Origin of the sequence: Streptomyces sp. MCA2 (assembly GCF_023544705.1) — a bacterium.
Classification (GTDB): Bacteria; Actinomycetota; Actinomycetes; order Streptomycetales; family Streptomycetaceae; genus Streptomyces; species Streptomyces decoyicus.
Map to the genome: position 1 here is coordinate 16387 of NZ_JAMJFM010000054.1, position 15851 is coordinate 32237.

Consider the following 15851-nt stretch of genomic DNA (forward strand, 5'->3'; position numbering starts at 1 on the left):
GCTGAGCGATGACAATCGGTGACGACGAGGCGCTACAGCTGGTGGTCTCCCTGCACCGGCTCACCCGGAGCCTGCGCCGGGCCTCCACGGCGGGCAGCGTCCATCTGACGCATATCGCCGTCCTGGCACTGCTGACACGGCAGGGCCCGGCCCGGGTCGGCGAGATCGCGCAGTGGGTGCCCTGCTCCCAGCCGACCGCCACCGCCGCGGTCATCGGGCTGGAGGAGGCGGGTCTGGTCCGCCGCGAGTCCGACCCGGCCGACAAGCGGGCCAGCCGGGTCCTGCTCACCGAGCGCGGCGCCGCCGCGCTGGCCGACATCGCACGCGGCGAAGCCGAGGTACTGGCCACCCGCCTCGCTTCGCTGCGGCCCGCCGAGATCCGCCAACTCGCCGAGGTGGAACCCCTGCTGCGCAGGCTCGCGGACACGGCGGACTGAGGCTCGCCCTCCCGGGCCGGCCGACGTGGGTGCACGGGCTGCGACGTCGGCCGCCCGGGTGTGCGAGGGCCGGCCGGGCCGAGTGGCGTCCTCGCGCGGGGGCGAGGACGCGCGATACTCGGCCGACCGGACGGGGCATGACACCTCGCAGCAGGGGTGGCGGCCCGTCCCCCTTGGAGCGCTGAGCAGATGACCGGCAACCCCGGTGCGGCACCGACTCCCCCGTCGCCCGGGGCGGGGAACGGGCCCGCCGTCTCCCGCCAGGAGTTCGACGCACTGTTCGCGGCGGTCCGTACGTGGGGCCGCTGGACGCCCGCCGACCGCGGCGCCTGGAACCGGGTGACCCCGGACCACGTACGGCGGGCCGCCGCCCTGGCCCGGTCCGGAACGGTCGTCCCCCTGGCCCGCCCGTGGAACACGGCCGCGGGCCCGGACAACAGCAAGCCGGCCCTGCACTACATGTCCGACCTCGGGGATGTGGAGGCTCCGGAACCGTCCACCCACAAGGACTTCATCGCCGTCGACTACCACGGCAAGGCGACCAGCCACCTGGACGCCCTGTCCCATGCCGCCTACCGGGGACAGCTCTACGACGGCCGCACGGCGCGCGAGTGCGTCGACGCCGGAGGGGCCCGCTTCGGTGCCGTATCCGCACTGGGCCCCCTCGTGACGCGTGGGGTGCTGCTCGACCTGCCCGCCGTGCTGGGGTGCCCATGGCTGGAGCCGGGGCGGGCCGTGCACGCCGGGGACATCGTGTCCGCGGAGCGGGCACTCGGCGTGACGATCGGCGAGGGCGACGCGGTGCTGCTACGGTCCGGCAGCGTCCGCCGCCGCCGGGAGAAGGGCGCCTGGGACCCCGGCACGGCGAGCGCGGGCTTTCACGTGGACGCCGTGCCCCTGCTGGCCGAGCGGGGGATCGCCCTGCTCGGCGGCGACGGCGACAGCGATGTACGGCCCTCACCGGTCGAGGGGGTGCATTCCCCGGTCCACGCGCTCGCCCTCGCCGCGATGGGAGTACCGCTCCTGGACAACCTCGACCTCGAAGCGCTCTCCGCCGCCGGCGCGGAGGCGGGCCGCTACGAGTTCCTCCTCGTGGTGGCCCCGCTGAACATCCCGGGCGGCACGGGCTCGCCCGTCAACCCGGTCGCGGTGCTGTGACGACGAGGCCGGACGGCTGACGGCCGGGCCGCACCGTTTCCGGTCATGACCGCGGGTAACGGCCGACGGCCGCCCCCGGCCCAATGGAGCACCAGGACTCTCGTCCGTTATATGTACAAAGATCTACAATTGGAGCGCATGATGCGGCTGCTCCGATGTACGGGTGGCCATGGCAGCACGTGCCGATGCGGGAAGTGATGGGGATGGGCCTCGTGGGAGAGGACATCGGTCCCGCGCGCGCCCGAGAGCAGTTCCTTCGAGGTGGGACGGTCGAGGGAACCGTGCGCAACCCGATCCTGAATTCCTGGCAGCGTTCCCGGTCCCTGGGGCTTTCACCGGAAGGCTGCGAGCTTCCCTACTTCGAGGATCTCGATCTGGACGGGCGGCTCGTCCGCGCCGCCACACCCGTACTGGACCGGCTGGAGTACCGGTTCGCGGGCAGAACCATGAATGTGTCCCTCGCCGATGGACGCGGCGCCGTGCTGCAACGCCGTTTCGGCGAAACCTCCCAGGTCAGGCAGCTGGCCGCGATCCAGAGTGTCCCGGGTTTCGTGTTCGCCGAGGAGTTCGCGGGCACCAACGGAATCGGTCTGGCGCTCGCGGAACGGCAGCTGATCAACGTCTACGGCGCCGAGCATTTCGCCGAACGCTCCCAGGCCAATGCGTGTGCGGCCATTCCCGTCCGGGACCCGCTCAGCGGACGCATCGTGGGCGTGCTCTGCTTCGGTTATCCGCCCGCCGATGCGGACGCGGCCCTGAACCTCGTGATCAGCAAGGCCGCCGGTGCCATCGAACGACGGCTGCTGGAGCAGAGTTCGACGCGGGAACGCGCCCTGCTCCAGGCGTATCTCGACGCCAGGAACCGTGCGCCGACCGGCGATACGACGGGCAACGGGCAACTGGGCGAGCCGGCCGGGAGCGGGCCGGCGGGGAGTGGACTGGCCGGGAGCGGGCCGGCGGGGAGCGGACTGGCCGGGAGCGGGCTGGACTGGCGTGACGAGATGATCCTCAAGGAGCGGGCCACCGACCTGATCTCCGCGGCCCAGCGAGCCGCCGTCGACGTCCTGCTGCCCGGCGGCCGGCGGGTCACCCTGCTGAGCCGCCCGGTGACCAGCCCCTCCGGGGTGGAGGGCGTCGTCATCGAGGCGGTGCTCCCCGCTCCGGAGCAACACCGCACCGTCCTCACCGAAGCCGGCACCTCACCCGGCCCCCTGACGCCACCGGTCCTCGCCCCCGCCGTCCCGCTGCCCGGGCACCTGCCCGGCGCCGAACCGGACCACCCGGCCACGACGGTCCGCCCGCCCGGCGCCACCGGACATACCGCCGGCAGTGCGACCAGCGGCCTGGTGCTGATCGGCGAACCGGGCGTGGGCACCTACGCCGTGGCGGCCCGGCGCCGCCTGGAGCTGCTGTCCGAGGCCAGTACCCGCATCGGCACCACCCTGGACGTGAGCCGTACCGCCCGGGAGCTCGCCGAGATGGCCGTACCGCGCCTGGCCGACTACGTCACCATCGACCTTCCCGAGGCGGTGCTGCGCGGCGAGGAGCCGACCGACCCCCGCACCGGCCTCTACCGCACGGTGGTCCACGGCATTCGCGACGACTGTCCCTTCTACCCTGCCGGTGAGCCGGTCGATCTCCGCCCGTCCACACCCCAGCTCCGTTGTCTGGCCGAGCGGCAGCCCGTGCTGGAGCCCGACCTGCGGGCGGCCGGCGGCTGGATCGCCCAGGACCCCGAGCACGCCGAGCGCCTCCTCGGCCACCACATCCACTCGCTCATCGCCGTCCCCCTGCTGGCCCGCGGGATCGCCCTGGGCACCGCGAGCTTCTACCGGGCGCAGGACCCCGCCCCCTTCGGGGACGACGACCGCTCGCTGGCCCAGGAACTCGCCACCCGCGCCGCCATCTGCATCGACAACGCCCGCCGGTTCACCCGCGAACACACCATGGTCCTTGCGCTCCAGCACAGCCTGCTGCCGCAGAGCTTCCCCGAGCAGAGCGCCGTCGAGGTCGCCTACCGCTATATGCCCGCCGCATCCGGAGTCGGGGGCGACTGGTTCGATGTCATTCCGCTCTCCAGCACCCGCGTCGCCCTCGTCGTCGGGGATGTCGTCGGTCATGGGCTGCACGCCGCCGCCACCATGGGCCGGCTGCGCACCGCCGCGCGCAACTTCGCCGAACTCGACCTCGGTCCGGACGAGGTCCTCACCCATCTCGACAATCTCGTGGGGCGCCTCGACCGGGACGAGGGCGGCGAGGAACCCTCCGCCGACAGCACCGGCATCATCGGCGCCACCTGCCTGTACGCCATCTACGACCCCACGACGCAGCAGTGCGTGATGGCCCGGTCCGGCCATCCGCCGCCCGCACTGGTCCACCCCGACGGCACCGTCACCTTCCCCGACCTCCCCGCCGGACCGCCGCTGGGCCTGGGCGGTCTCCCCTTCGAAACCGCCGAATTCACTCTCCCCGAAGGCAGTCAGCTCGTCCTCTACACCAACGGCCTCATCGAGGACCGTCACCGCGACGTCGATACCTCCCTCGACCAGCTGCGGCACGCCCTGGCTCACCCGACCCGCCCGCCCGAGGACACCTGCGAGGCCGTGGTCCGGGCCGTGGTGCCCCAGCACCCCGCCGACGACATCGCCTTGCTCGTCGCCCGCACCCACGCCCTGGCCCCGCACCGGAGCGCAACCTGGGACCTGCCCGCCGACCCGGCGCTCGTCTCCGGTATCCGTGCCGCCGTGACGCGCCGGCTGGCCGAATGGGGGCTGCACGAGGTCGTCTTCGCCACCGAGCTCCTGCTCAGCGAACTGGTCACCAACGCCATCCGCTACGGCACCGAGCCCATCCAGGTACGCCTGCTCCACGACCGCACACTGATCTGCGAGGTCTCCGACGCCGGCAGCACCGCCCCGCATCTGCGCCATGCGGCCAGCACCGACGAGGGCGGCCGCGGCCTGTTCCTCGTCGCCCAACTCGCGCAGGCCTGGGGGACCCGCTACACCGCCGGCGGCAAGGTCATCTGGGCCGAGTGCGCGCTGGAGGCGCCCGCGGGCAAGGCCGACGCCGCCGCAGCGTATTTCGACGACATTCCCGCGCTCTGACGGTCCATCCGACATCCAGCCCGAAGCGGGCCGTACCATGACCGAATTGCGGTAACCGGTCCGGATGGTGCACCGCCCGACGCGCCGCTCTCACCACCGCGAAGCGCCCCGCGGCACTGCCCGCCAGTCGGGAAGCACCCAGAAGGACCAAGCGGCCGACCCCCGGAGAAGTCTGTGCATGACACTCCTGACAGCACCCCTCCCCCGCGCCTTGCCGCAGAGCCTCTCGTCCGCGTACGCGGCCTCAGCAAACGGTTCGGCGGCACCCTCGCGCTGGACTCGGTCGACCTCGACATCCACTCCGGCCGCATCCTCGCCCTGCTCGGTCCCAACGGTGCCGGGAAGTCCACCCTCATCAAGGTGCTCGCGGGCGTCCACCACGCGGACGAGGGCGAGGTGACCGTCGCCGGTCACCCGCTCGGCACCGAAGCGGCCGCCCGCGCCATGTCCTTCATCCATCAGGACCTGGGGCTGGTCGAGTGGATGACGGTCGCCGAGAACATCGCCCTGGGGGCCGGCTATCCGCGCCGCGCGGGGCTGCTGTCCTGGCCCCGGACCCGCAGGCAAGGGGCCGCGGCCCTGGACCTCGTCGCCGCGCATCTCGACCCGGGCACACCCGTCGCCGACCTCCCGCGGGCCGAGCGCTCCCTGGTGGCCATCGCCCGCGCCCTGTCCACACAGGCCGCGCTCATCGTCCTCGACGAGCCGACGGCCAGCCTCCCGGCAGCGGACTGTGCCCGGCTGTTCGACGTCCTGCACACCCTGCGCGACCAAGGACACGCCCTCGTCCACGTCACCCACCGGATCGACGAGGTGTACAAGGTCGCCGATGCCTTCGCCGTGCTGCGCGACGGCCGCCTCATCAGCCAGGGCCCGCTCGGGGACTACAGCGCCGCCCGGCTGGTGCGCGACATCGTGGGGCACGAACCGGGCGGCTACCGGTTCGCCCCCGCCACGGGCCCGCCCGTGCTGCGTCTCGACCGTGTACGGACCGGGAACACCGCACCGGTCAGCCTGGATCTGCGCCGCGGTGAGATCCTCGGCATGGTGGGCCTCACCGGCGCCGGGCACATGGAACTGGGCCGCGCCCTCGCCGGGTCCGGGCACCTCCTCGGCGGCCGGGCCCTGCTCGGCGGACGCCCATATGCGCCGCGCACGGTCACGGTCGCTGTCGACTCCGGCGTCGGCTTCGTGTCCAGCAACCGTCAGGAGGAGGGCTGTGCCGCCGAACTGACCGTACGGGAGAACGTCCTCGCCAATCCCCGGGCGGACGGTGTGCCGTGCTGGCGCCCGCTGCGCCCTCGGCGCGAGCGCGCCGAAACCGCTGCCCTGATCGAGCGGTTCTCGGTCTCCCCCAAGGACACCGAGGCACCGATCGCCACCCTGTCCGGGGGAAACCAGCAGAAGGTCATGGTCGGCCGGTGGCTCAGGACGAGCCGGCACCTGCTGATCCTCGAGGAGCCGACCGCCGGGGTGGACGTCGGCGCCAAGACGGCGCTCTACCTCCTGCTCCGGGACGCCCTGGCCGAGGGTCTCGCGGTTCTGCTCCTCTCCACCGACTTCGAGGAGGTCGCCCAGGTGTGCCACCGCGCCCTGGTGTTCGTCCGCGGGGCGGTGACGGTGGAGCTGAGCGGCGAGGCCCTCACGGTCACCGCACTCGCCCGTGCCTCCTCGGCGATGCCCCCGCTCACCTGGACGAGGAGACCATGACCCCCGCTCCCCCTCCCCCGCTGAGCCGCCGGTTCGGACATCTCCTCGGCGCCTACGGCCTCCTGGTCCTCACCGCTGTGCTGTTCCTGGCCTTCTCCCTGGCGCTGCCGGACACCTTTCCCACCCTGGACAACATCTCCGAGATCCTGTCCAACCAGTCGATCCCCGCCGTCCTCGCGCTCGGCGCCATGATCCCCATCGTCACCGCCAAGTTCGACCTGTCCATCGGCTACGGTCTCGGCCTCGCACACGTCATGACGATGCATCTTCTCGCCGACGAAGCCTGGCCCTGGCCCCTTGCGTGCCTCGTGGTGGTCCTCGGCGGGGCGGTCGTCGGCGTCGTCAACGGCGTCCTCGTCGAATTCGCGAGGATCAACTCCTTCATCGCCACGCTCGGCACCGGCAGCATCCTGTACGCCCTCACCGGCTGGATCACCAACGGGGCCCGGATCGTGCCCGGCCCGCAGGGCCTGCCGGCCGCCTTCACCGATCTCTACGACTCCCGGTTCCTCGGCCTGCCGGTCTCCGCCTTCTACGTCCTCGCGCTGACCGGCGTCCTGTGGCTGCTCCTGGAGCGACTGCCGCTCGGCCGGTATCTGTACGTCATCGGCTCCAACCCCCGCGCCGCCGAGCTGGTGGGCATCCCCACCCGGCGCTACGTCATCTACGCCTTTGCCGGCTCGGGTCTGATCGTCGGCATCGCCGGGGTCCTGCTCGCCGCGCAGCAGCGCATCGGCAACCCCAGCGTCGGCCTGGACTATCTGCTGCCCGCCTTCGTCGGGGCGCTGCTCGGCTCCACCGCGATCAAACCCGGCCGCGCCAACGCCCTGGGCACCCTCGTCGCCGTCGTCATTCTCGCCATCGGCCTCGCCGGTATCGGCCAGCTCGGCGCCCAGTTCTGGGTCACCCCGCTGTTCAACGGCGCCACCTTGCTCATCGCCGTCGGCATGGCCGGTTACGCGGCCCGCCGGCAGCTGCGCCAACGACGGACGGAACCTCCCCGACCCCTGCCCGAACCCGCCACGACCGGCCGCAGGTGACGTCGTGACCTCCGGCCGTCACCACCGCGTCGCCCCTCCGCGAGGAGTGCCCGTGTACACGCACCGCAAGTCCGCTCTGGCCGGCGCCGTCGTCCTCGCGATAGCGGCCACAGCCCTCACCGGCTGCGAGCGCGGCGCCTCGGCCGGCGCCGGTGCCTCCTCCCCAGGGCCGCCACGGGCCGGCTGCCCCACCGTCCTGGCCAAGGCCTGGGCGGCCGTTCGGCGGGCTCAGAAGATCCACACCACCTGGGACGGCCCCACCACCGGCCCCACGGCGGTCTCCGGCAAGAGGATCGTCTTCGTCGCGCAGACCATGACCAACCCCGGCGTCGCGGGCGCCGCGCAGGGTGTGCGGGACGCCGCGAAGGCCATCGGCTGGAACGTCCGGGTGATCGACGGCCAGGGCACCCCCGCCGGGATCCAAGCAGCCTTCAGCCAGGCCCTCACCCTGCGTCCCTCGGGCATCGTCATCGGCGGCTTCGACCCGCGCCTGACGTCGCAACAGGTCTCCAGGGCCCGAGCGGAGCACCTCCCGCTCATCGGCTGGCATGCGGTCGACGCCCCCGGCCCGAGCAAGGACCCCGAACTCTTCAGCAACATCACCACCAACGTCCAGGACGTGGCGAGTATCAGCGCGGACTGGATCATCGCGCACTCCCGCGGCCATGCCGGAGTCGTCGTGTTCACCGATGCCTCGATCCCGTTCGCCCGGCACAAGTCCGAACTGATCAAGAAGGGACTTGCCGCCTGCTCCGGCGTACGACTGCTGGCGGAGGAGAACATCCCGATCTCGGACACCAGCAGCCGCACCCCCCAGGAGGTCTCCTCCCTCCTCTCCCGCTTCCGGGACGGCTGGACCCACTCCGCAGCCATCAACGACGTCTACTTCGCCGACGCCGCCCCCGCCCTGCGCGCGGCACGCAAGAAAGGCGGCAGCGCCCCCTACAACATCGGCGCGGGCGACGGCGACCCCTCCGCCTTCCAGCGCATCAACAGCAGACAGTTCCAATCAGCCACCGTCCCCGAGCCCTTCTCCCAACAGGGCTGGCAGATCCTCGACGAATTCAACCGCGCCTTCTCCGCCACCCCCGCCAGCGAATACGTCACCCCCGTACACCTCTCCACAGCAGCCAACAGCCGCGGCGCCACGACCTGGGACCCGCCCGGCTACCGCGCGGCGTACCGGAAGATCTGGGGCAGGTGAGAGGGGGGCGGGGCTTGTCGTCGGTGACGGGGGGACCGGGGGCGGGGCTCCGCTCAGTGGTGGACGCGGTCGAGTTCTTGTCGTTCGTCCGGCGTCACTGCTTGACGGTGGCCTGATAGGCGAGGAATTTCCAGCTGCCGTCCGCGCGGGCCCACACCGCCAGCGAGCGGTTGGCCAGCTTCCTGCGGACGCCGCCGGCGGTCATGTCGGCGTGCATCTCGCCGATGACGACGGCCGTGTCCCCGACCACCGTGAGCGCGTCCACGGGGTGCGCGATCCGGTGGTAGACGAAGTGGCCGCTCTCGCACTTGGCGAGATAGGAATCGAGCGTGTCCACCGCCCCGTTGGAGTGGGTGTAGGCCAGGCCGGGATGGGCGAGCTCGGCGAAGGCGGCGAAGTCGCGGGCGACGAGGGCGTCGAAGCGGCGGTTCTCCAAGGCGCGGATGAGTGCTGTGTCGGTGGTGTTCATGGCCGTTTCCTCCGATGCGGTGGTCCGGGGGTCGTCGGCGAGCGACGGTTCGCCGGCCCGGGGTCCGGGTCCGTGCCAGGTCCGTGCCAGGTCCGTGCCAGGTCCGTGCCGGGTCCGGTCAGCGCCTCCAAGGGGCGCAGGCCCGCCGTCGAGAGGCACGGTGCTCGCTTGTCGTAGTCCATCAGCCGGACCGCCCCCTGCGTGGCACCCCGCGAAGGTCCGCGTCTTTCGGACTAGTTCCATCTGCGGAGTTCGGTGCCGAGTAACGGGCACAACAGATGAAGCTCGCACGCTTCCGCCCTCCATACGATGCTCGCGCGTCGTCGTCGCACCCCGCTCTCGAAGAAGGGAAGCACCGGTGTTGAAGCGAGTCCTGCTGTCAGAATCCGACCTGCCCGACCGTTGGTACAACATCCTTCCCGACCTCCCCGCGACGCTTCCCGGCCCGCTCAACCCGACGACCATGGCGCCCCTGAAGCCGGCGGATCTGACGGGGCTGCTGCCGGGGAAGGTCATCGAGCACGAGTTCACCCAGGAGCGCTGGGTGGACATCCCGGAGCGGGTCCGGGACGTCTACAAGATCTGGCGGCCTTCCCCGCTGTGCCGGGCGGAACGTCTGGAGCGGGCCCTCGACACACCGGCGCATATCTACTTCAAGTACGAGGGCGTGTCGCCCTCGGGGTCGCACAAGCCGAATACGGCGGTGGTGCAGGCGTACTACGCGGCCGAGGAGGGCATCCGACGGCTCACGACGGAGACCGGGGCGGGGCAGTGGGGTTCGGCGCTGTCGTTCGCCGGGGCGCTCTTCGGGCTCGAAGTGAACGTCTACATGGTCAGGGCCTCCTTCGAGCAGAAGCCCTACCGCAAGTCACTGATGCAGAGTTGGGGAGCGCAGGTCTATGCCTCCCCCACCCGGCGGACCAAGGCGGGGCGCGACGTCCTGGCCGGGGATCCCGGCTCGCCGGGGAGCATCGGCATCGCCATCAGCGAGGCCGTCGAGGACGCGCTCGGGCGGGACGACACCAAGTTCGCCCTGGGCTCGATCATGAACAACGTTCTTCTGCACCAGAGCGTGATCGGTCTGGAAGCGAAGAAACAGATGGAGATCATGGGCGAGTACCCCGACGTGGTGATCGGGTGCGTCGGCGGTGGCTCGAACTACGCCGGGCTCGCCTACCCGTTCATGCAGGACCGGCTCAGCGGGGCACGCCCCCGGACCCGGTTCCTCGCCGCGGAGCCCGAGGCGTGCCCCACCCTCACCCGCGGCAAGCTGGCGTACGACTATCCGGACACCGCCGGCCTCACCCCACCGCTCTATATGCACACCCTCGGGCACGACTTCATCCCCGGCCCCATCCACGCCGGTGGTCTGCGCTATCACGGCGACGCGCCCAGCCTGTGCCTGCTGAAGGAGCACGGGCTGGTGGAGGCCCGGGCCTTCCCGCAGACCGAGATCTTCGACGCGGCGGTGCGCTTCGCCCGCAGCGAGGGCTTCGTGATCGCTCCTGAGTCCTCGCACGGGCTCAAGGCGGCGCTCGTGGAGGCGTTGGCCGCTCGGGAGAGCGGGGAGGAGCGGGTGATCCTCTTCAATATCTCCGGGCACGGCAACTTCGATCTGGCGGCCTTCGACTCCTTCCTCGCCGGGTCGCTGGAGAACCCGACCGTCTCGGACGCGCAGATAGCGGCGTCGTTGAGCGACCTGCCCTCGCCGTCGGCATCGGCCTGAGGCGCCCTCGTGGTGATGACACGTCCCGAACTGCGGGGCACCTTCGGCGCGGTGTCCTCGACCCACTGGCTCGCCTCGGCAGCGGGGATGGCCGCGCTGGAGAGCGGGGGCAATGCCTTCGACGCCGCCGTGGCGGCGGGGTTCGTGCTACAGGTCGTCGAACCGCACCTGAACGGGCCCGGCGGCGATGTGCCGATCCTTCTCTTCGACGCCGCCGGCGGCGATGTCCGCGTCATCTGCGGGCAGGGTCCCATGCCACGGGCGGCCACTCCGGCAGCCTTCCGGAACCTGGGCCTGACCCGGATACCCGGATCCGGGCTGCTTCCGGCAACCGTGCCCGGGGCCTTCGGGGCCTGGCTCGCGCTCCTGGAGCAGTACGGCACACTGCGTCTGCGGCAGGTACTGGACCACGCCATCGGCTATGCGGCGGACGGCTACCCTCTGCTGCCCAAGGCCGCCGGGGCCATTGCCGTCCTGGCCCCGCTCTTCCGGGACGAGTGGACCGAGTCCGGACACACGTACCTGGTGAACGGTGTCCCGCCCCGCCCCGGCTCCCGGATGCGCAACCCCGCGCTCGCCGAGACCTACCGGCGGGTGCTCAAGGAGGCGGAGGCCGCCGGACCGGGCCGTGAGCAGCAGATTCGCGCCGCTCACCAGGCGTTCTACGGCGGATTCGTCGCCGAGGCCATCGACGGCCGGCTGCGGCGCGCCTCGGTTCTGGACGCCACGGGGCGGCGCCACAGCGGACTTCTCACCGGTGACGACATGGCCCTCTGGCAGGCACGGACGGAGGAAACAGCGAGCTGCCGCTACAAGGGCGTCGAGGTGCACAAGCCCGGTCCGTGGTCCCAAGGTCCGGTCTTCCTCCAGCAGCTCGCCCTCCTGGAGGGCTTCGACCTCGCGGCGATGGGCCTGAACAGCGCCGACTACCTGCACACCGTGACCGAGTGCGCCAAGCTGGCGTACGCGGACCGGGAGGCCTGGTACGGCGACCCGGACTTCACCGACGTACCGCTGGCCGCCCTTCTGGACCCCGGCTACACCCGGCGCCGCCGGCAACTCGTCGACGGCCGGACCGCCGCCGGCACGTTGCGGCCCGGCGCACCCGGGGACCGGCGTGCGTGGATCCCACCGGTGGGCCGTGCCGAGCCGCCCGGCGGGCCCTACTGGCAGGGCCAGTTGTACGACGGCCTGCCGACCGTGATCCCGCCGGTCGTGGCGAGGACCGAGGCACGGGGAGACACCTGCTGTCTGACGGTCGCCGACCGCCACGGCAATATGGTGGCCGCGACGCCCAGCGGTGGCTGGCTCAAGAGTTCCCCGGTGATTCCGGGCCTCGGCTTTCCGCTGGGCACCCGGGGACAGATGGCCTGGCTGGAGGAGGGCCACCCCAACTCCCTCGCACCGGGCAAGCGGCCCCGGACGACGCTGAGTCCCACCCTGGTCCTGCGCGACGGCCGGGCCCGGCTCGCGTTCGGCACCCCGGGCGGCGACCAGCAGGACCAATGGACGCTGGGCTTCTTCCTGGCCCACCTCGATTTCGGGCTCGATCTGCAACGCGCCACCGAAACCCTCGCGTTCCACTCCGAGCACGTCCCGAGCTCCTTCACCCCCCGCACCCACCGGCCACTCGCGGTGAAGATCGAGAGCCGGTGCCCCGACGACGTCACCGCGGATCTCACCCGCCGTGGGCACGAGATCGAGTCCGTCCCCGACTGGTCGCTGGGCAGGGTGTGCGCCGTGGGCGTCGAGCCCGGCGACGGCATGGTCGTCGCGGCCGCTTCCCCGCGGGGCGAGCAGGCCTACGCAGTCGCCAGATGAAAGGAAGACCGATACCTGTGGATGAACCGAAACAGCCGGGCAGTTCCCTCCGAACCGGTCTGCACCACCTCGCGGTGGAGACGGCCGACCACGACAACTGTGTCGCCTGGTACACCGAGTTCTTCGGTGGCACCGCGGCCTGGACCCTCGACTCCTTCTCCGACCTGACACACAGCCGGCTGCCCGGCATCGTCCGGCTGACCGAGGTGGTGGCCGCCGGGACCCGGTTCCATCTCTTCTCCCGTGCGGCCTCCTACGCCCTCCCGCGGCCGGACATGCTCCAGTTCCAGCATGTGTGCATGACCGCCACCACGGCCGCGGAGCTCCAGGAGTGGCGGGACCGGTGGCAGCGGCTGTTCGCGTCGGGGAAGTTCTCCTTCGCCCGGCCCGATCCTCCGACGGAGATCGTCGTGGACGACGACGGGGTCAGCAGCTTCTACACCTACGACGTGAACGGGCTGGAGTACGAGTTCACCCACATACCGGCGGAGGCCGAGGGGAGGTGACCACACTGGACGGCGACTCGGCCGCCGCTCTCCTGGATGCCCTCCCCGAGTTCGGTGGCCGGGCCTACGGGCTGGAGCCGTTGTTCCTGCCGCTTCACCCGGGCCGTGACGAGGGCGGCGGCGGTACGGATCCGGCCGCCCGGTACCCGGAGCTGTGGGGCACGGGAACGGGCCGGGCCCCGTCGGGCGGCCCGGTCGGCCCGGGAGTCCCGACCTCGGCGGAGCAGTTGTTCTGGTTCCGGTGGATCACCGGCCATCAGCTGACGTTCCTGTTCTGGCAGGAGCTGCGACGACGGGCGGGGGAGGTGCCGACCGCCCCGGACGGGCCGGGCGGTCTCCCGTCGGCGGCCCGACTGGTCCGGGGCTACTCGGCCATGCTGCTCTACACCGCATCCTGCACCCGCGATGTCTACCACCGGCTCATCAGACCCGGCATGGTCCGGTATCACCCCGGGTTCGCCGGCAGCTGGGCACGCGACTACGGTCACGTCCGGGCACTGTTACGGGGCCGCCTGCCGACCGCGTGGGGCGGCCGCGCCGACACACTGCTCCGGGAGTGCACACTCCACGACGCCGTACACGAGGGCATCGCCCGCAAGCTGGTGCCCGGCGCCCCCTCGCTGCTCCAGGCGTCGGCGGGCAGCGGCCGCATCCTGCCGCGTGAGGTGCGTGCGGTCCTGTACGACACCTACTTTCTCACCCTCCGCGCGCCCTGTTCCCGGTCGGACGTCACCTCCCAACTGCTGCGCCGGGTACGGGCGGTACGCGACGACCTGACGGCCAACGGCCTGTACCCGGGCTTCGCGTCCAGCCGGCAGGAGAAGCCGGCTGCGCTGATGGCACCGGCCGTCGAGGAGTGCGAAGAGGCGATACCGCAGCTCCTGAGCGCCATCGCCCGCGACGCCGTGGGGCGCTGGGCGCTCGTTCCCCTTGCTGAGCGGCCCAGGGAAGGAACCGGAACTCATGGCACATGACGTCATCGTGGTGGGCGGCGGGATCGCCGGCTGCGCCTGCGCGGAACAACTCGCCGCACGCGGATCACGCGTCCTCCTGCTGGAACGCGGTCCTTTGGCGGGCGGCGCGACGGGCCGCAACCAGGGTGGTCTGCTGCCGAGCCCCCTGCCCGCCTGCGGGGGCCTCTTCGCGGAGGCGATCGCGTACTACGAACAGGCCGAGCGGGAGGGCGAGGTGCCCTTCCAGCTGCGCCCGCACGGATATCTCCTGGTCGCGACCGACGAGGACAGCCTGGGCCGAGCCCGCAGCCATGGTGCGGCGTTGACGGAGGCGGGGTTCCCGTCGGCGGAGATCGGCACCCGCGAACTCCTGGAGCTGGAGCCGGGCCTCTCCCCCGCACTGGCGGGCGCCGTGGTGGTCGAGGGGGCGTATGCCCTCCACCCCGTGCTGGCCGCCGCGGCCCTGGCCGAGCGGGCCCGGCGCGCGGGCGCAGAGATCGTCACCCATACGTCGGTGCGGGGCCTGTTGCGGCGTGGTGACCGGGTCACCGGTGTGATCACCGACGACGGGCCGAAGCAGGCAGGCGCGGTCGTCCTCGCGGCGGGGCCATGGTCCAGGAGTCTGGCGCAGCAGGCCGGGACCGACATCCCGGTCTTCGGCGCGCGCGGGTGGCTGGTGCGTACCGCGCCGGTCGCGGACGCGGCGTTCGGGCACACGCTGATGCAGTCCACGTGGCACGGCTCGGGAGGGCTGAAGCGGCAGGGGCCGCCGCTGCTGGACGAGGTGTCCGATGCCGCCCGGGCGTCCTCGGGCACGCAGGTGGTCTTCTCCCTGCAACCCCTGCCCAGCGGCGAGGTCGTGCTCGGCTCCAGCAGTGGACCGGCGCTTCAGCTCGATGATGTGCGAGACGGCGAGCAGGCGGTTGCGCTGATCACGGCGGCCGCCGCGCGCCACGCGCCGGCGCTGGCCAGGACACCGGTGCGGGCGGCATGGTCGGGGGTGCGTCCGATGTCTCCGGACGGTCTGCCGATCGTCGGCCCGGCACCTGGGGCCCCGGGGCTGTGGCTGCTGTCGGGGTACGGCATCGACGGTATGCCGCTGGCGCCCGGGACCTCGCGGCTGCTGGCGGAGTACCTGACCGGGGCCCGTTCTCCCGCGGAGACCGAGCCGTTCAGCCCGGCCAGGTTCGTCTGATCGAGGGAGACGTCTGACGTCGGGAGCCGGTCGTTCCGGCTCCCCACGTCACGAGGACAGCTCTTCGATCTTCGGGCCGACCAGTTCGATCAGCTGCTGGGCCTCGATCTTCACGGTCCGGTCGGCCCGGCCGCTTCCGCAGTAGACCGTGCTCATGCGGGTCACCGAGACATCGAAGACGGTCACGACGTCCGGCCGGTCGCACACCGGGCTGGCGCCGCCAGGTTCCATTCCGAGCAGGCTCAGTTCCTCGGGCGCGGCCTGACGGAGCATCGCTCGTGACACGCCCGCCGCCCTTGCCAGCCGGCCGTAGTGGACGCGGCCGCTGACCGGCAGTGCGGCCAGCACGAAGACCTCGTCCTTCGTCCTGAACACCATGGTCTTCAGAAGGTGTTCGGTGGCGAGACCGAGTGTGGTCTCGGCGTCGTGCTGACCCACGATGGGGACGTGGCTCATGACCGTGAACGGCACTCCGGACTTCCGGAGCACCTCCTCGGGCGTTAACACCTCACTGCGTTCCACGGC

13 protein-coding genes are annotated in these 15851 nt (G+C 71.7%); 11 read left to right on the forward strand and 2 right to left on the reverse strand.

The window, feature by feature from the left end; translation table 11 throughout:
• The first annotated feature begins 8 nt into the window (after nt 1-8).
• The 6 genes from M8I34_RS33185 (at nt 9) to M8I34_RS33210 (ending at nt 8656) form a co-directional block, all read left to right on the forward strand.
• Nucleotides 9-437, forward strand: a complete 429-nt coding sequence (locus M8I34_RS33185; protein ID WP_244417392.1) for a MarR family winged helix-turn-helix transcriptional regulator — start codon at nt 9-11, stop codon at nt 435-437.
• A gap of 189 nt (nt 438-626) precedes the next feature.
• Nucleotides 627-1595, forward strand: a complete 969-nt coding sequence (locus M8I34_RS33190; RefSeq protein WP_250055946.1) for a cyclase family protein — start codon at nt 627-629, stop codon at nt 1593-1595.
• A gap of 203 nt (nt 1596-1798) precedes the next feature.
• Entirely contained in the window at nt 1799-4702 is a 2904-nt protein-coding gene (locus M8I34_RS33195; protein ID WP_250055948.1) for a SpoIIE family protein phosphatase, read from the forward strand.
• A 174-nt stretch (nt 4703-4876) separates the two neighbouring features.
• Entirely contained in the window at nt 4877-6412 is a 1536-nt protein-coding gene (locus tag M8I34_RS33200) for a sugar ABC transporter ATP-binding protein (RefSeq protein ID WP_250055950.1), read from the forward strand.
• Nucleotides 6409-7452 (forward strand): ABC transporter permease, encoded by a 1044-nt coding sequence (locus M8I34_RS33205; RefSeq protein ID WP_250055952.1) that lies wholly within the window; start codon nt 6409-6411, stop codon nt 7450-7452. Before M8I34_RS33200 ends, M8I34_RS33205 begins: the two co-directional genes overlap by 4 nt.
• A 52-nt stretch (nt 7453-7504) precedes the next feature.
• A complete protein-coding gene (locus M8I34_RS33210) occupies nt 7505-8656 on the forward strand; it encodes a substrate-binding domain-containing protein (RefSeq protein WP_250055954.1) in 1152 nt (383 codons plus the stop codon).
• A gap of 94 nt (nt 8657-8750) precedes the next feature.
• Here the strand turns inward: M8I34_RS33210 and M8I34_RS33215 are convergent, their stop codons facing one another.
• Nucleotides 8751-9125 (reverse strand): nuclear transport factor 2 family protein, encoded by a 375-nt coding sequence (locus tag M8I34_RS33215; protein WP_250055957.1) that lies wholly within the window; start codon nt 9123-9125, stop codon nt 8751-8753.
• 358 nt (nt 9126-9483) lie between these two features.
• Here M8I34_RS33215 and M8I34_RS33220 point away from each other — a divergent pair, with 358 nt between their 5' ends.
• Genes M8I34_RS33220 through M8I34_RS33240 form a run of 5 tightly spaced genes read left to right on the forward strand, consistent with a single transcriptional unit; the run spans nt 9484 to nt 15326 of the window.
• Entirely contained in the window at nt 9484-10851 is a 1368-nt protein-coding gene (locus M8I34_RS33220) for a TrpB-like pyridoxal phosphate-dependent enzyme (protein ID WP_250055959.1), read from the forward strand.
• Nucleotides 10852-10866: 15 nt separating this feature from the next.
• Complete coding sequence (locus tag M8I34_RS33225; protein ID WP_250055961.1) at nt 10867-12672, forward strand: gamma-glutamyltransferase family protein; 1806 nt, start codon at nt 10867-10869, stop codon at nt 12670-12672.
• A gap of 17 nt (nt 12673-12689) precedes the next feature.
• Nucleotides 12690-13178, forward strand: coding sequence for a VOC family protein (locus M8I34_RS33230; RefSeq protein ID WP_250055963.1), 489 nt, complete (start codon nt 12690-12692; stop codon nt 13176-13178).
• Nucleotides 13175-14152, forward strand: a complete 978-nt coding sequence (locus tag M8I34_RS33235; RefSeq protein WP_250055964.1) for an L-tyrosine 3-hydroxylase — start codon at nt 13175-13177, stop codon at nt 14150-14152. The genes M8I34_RS33230 and M8I34_RS33235 overlap by 4 nt, the downstream gene beginning before the upstream one ends.
• Nucleotides 14142-15326 (forward strand): FAD-binding oxidoreductase, encoded by a 1185-nt coding sequence (locus M8I34_RS33240; protein ID WP_250055966.1) that lies wholly within the window; start codon nt 14142-14144, stop codon nt 15324-15326. The genes M8I34_RS33235 and M8I34_RS33240 overlap by 11 nt, the downstream gene beginning before the upstream one ends.
• A gap of 48 nt (nt 15327-15374) precedes the next feature.
• Here M8I34_RS33240 and M8I34_RS33245 read toward each other — a convergent pair whose 3' ends face one another.
• On the reverse strand, nt 15375-15848 hold the full coding sequence (locus tag M8I34_RS33245) for a YbaK/EbsC family protein (protein ID WP_250055968.1): 474 nt from the start codon (nt 15846-15848) through the stop codon (nt 15375-15377).
• Between the last annotated feature and the right edge of the window lie 3 nt (nt 15849-15851).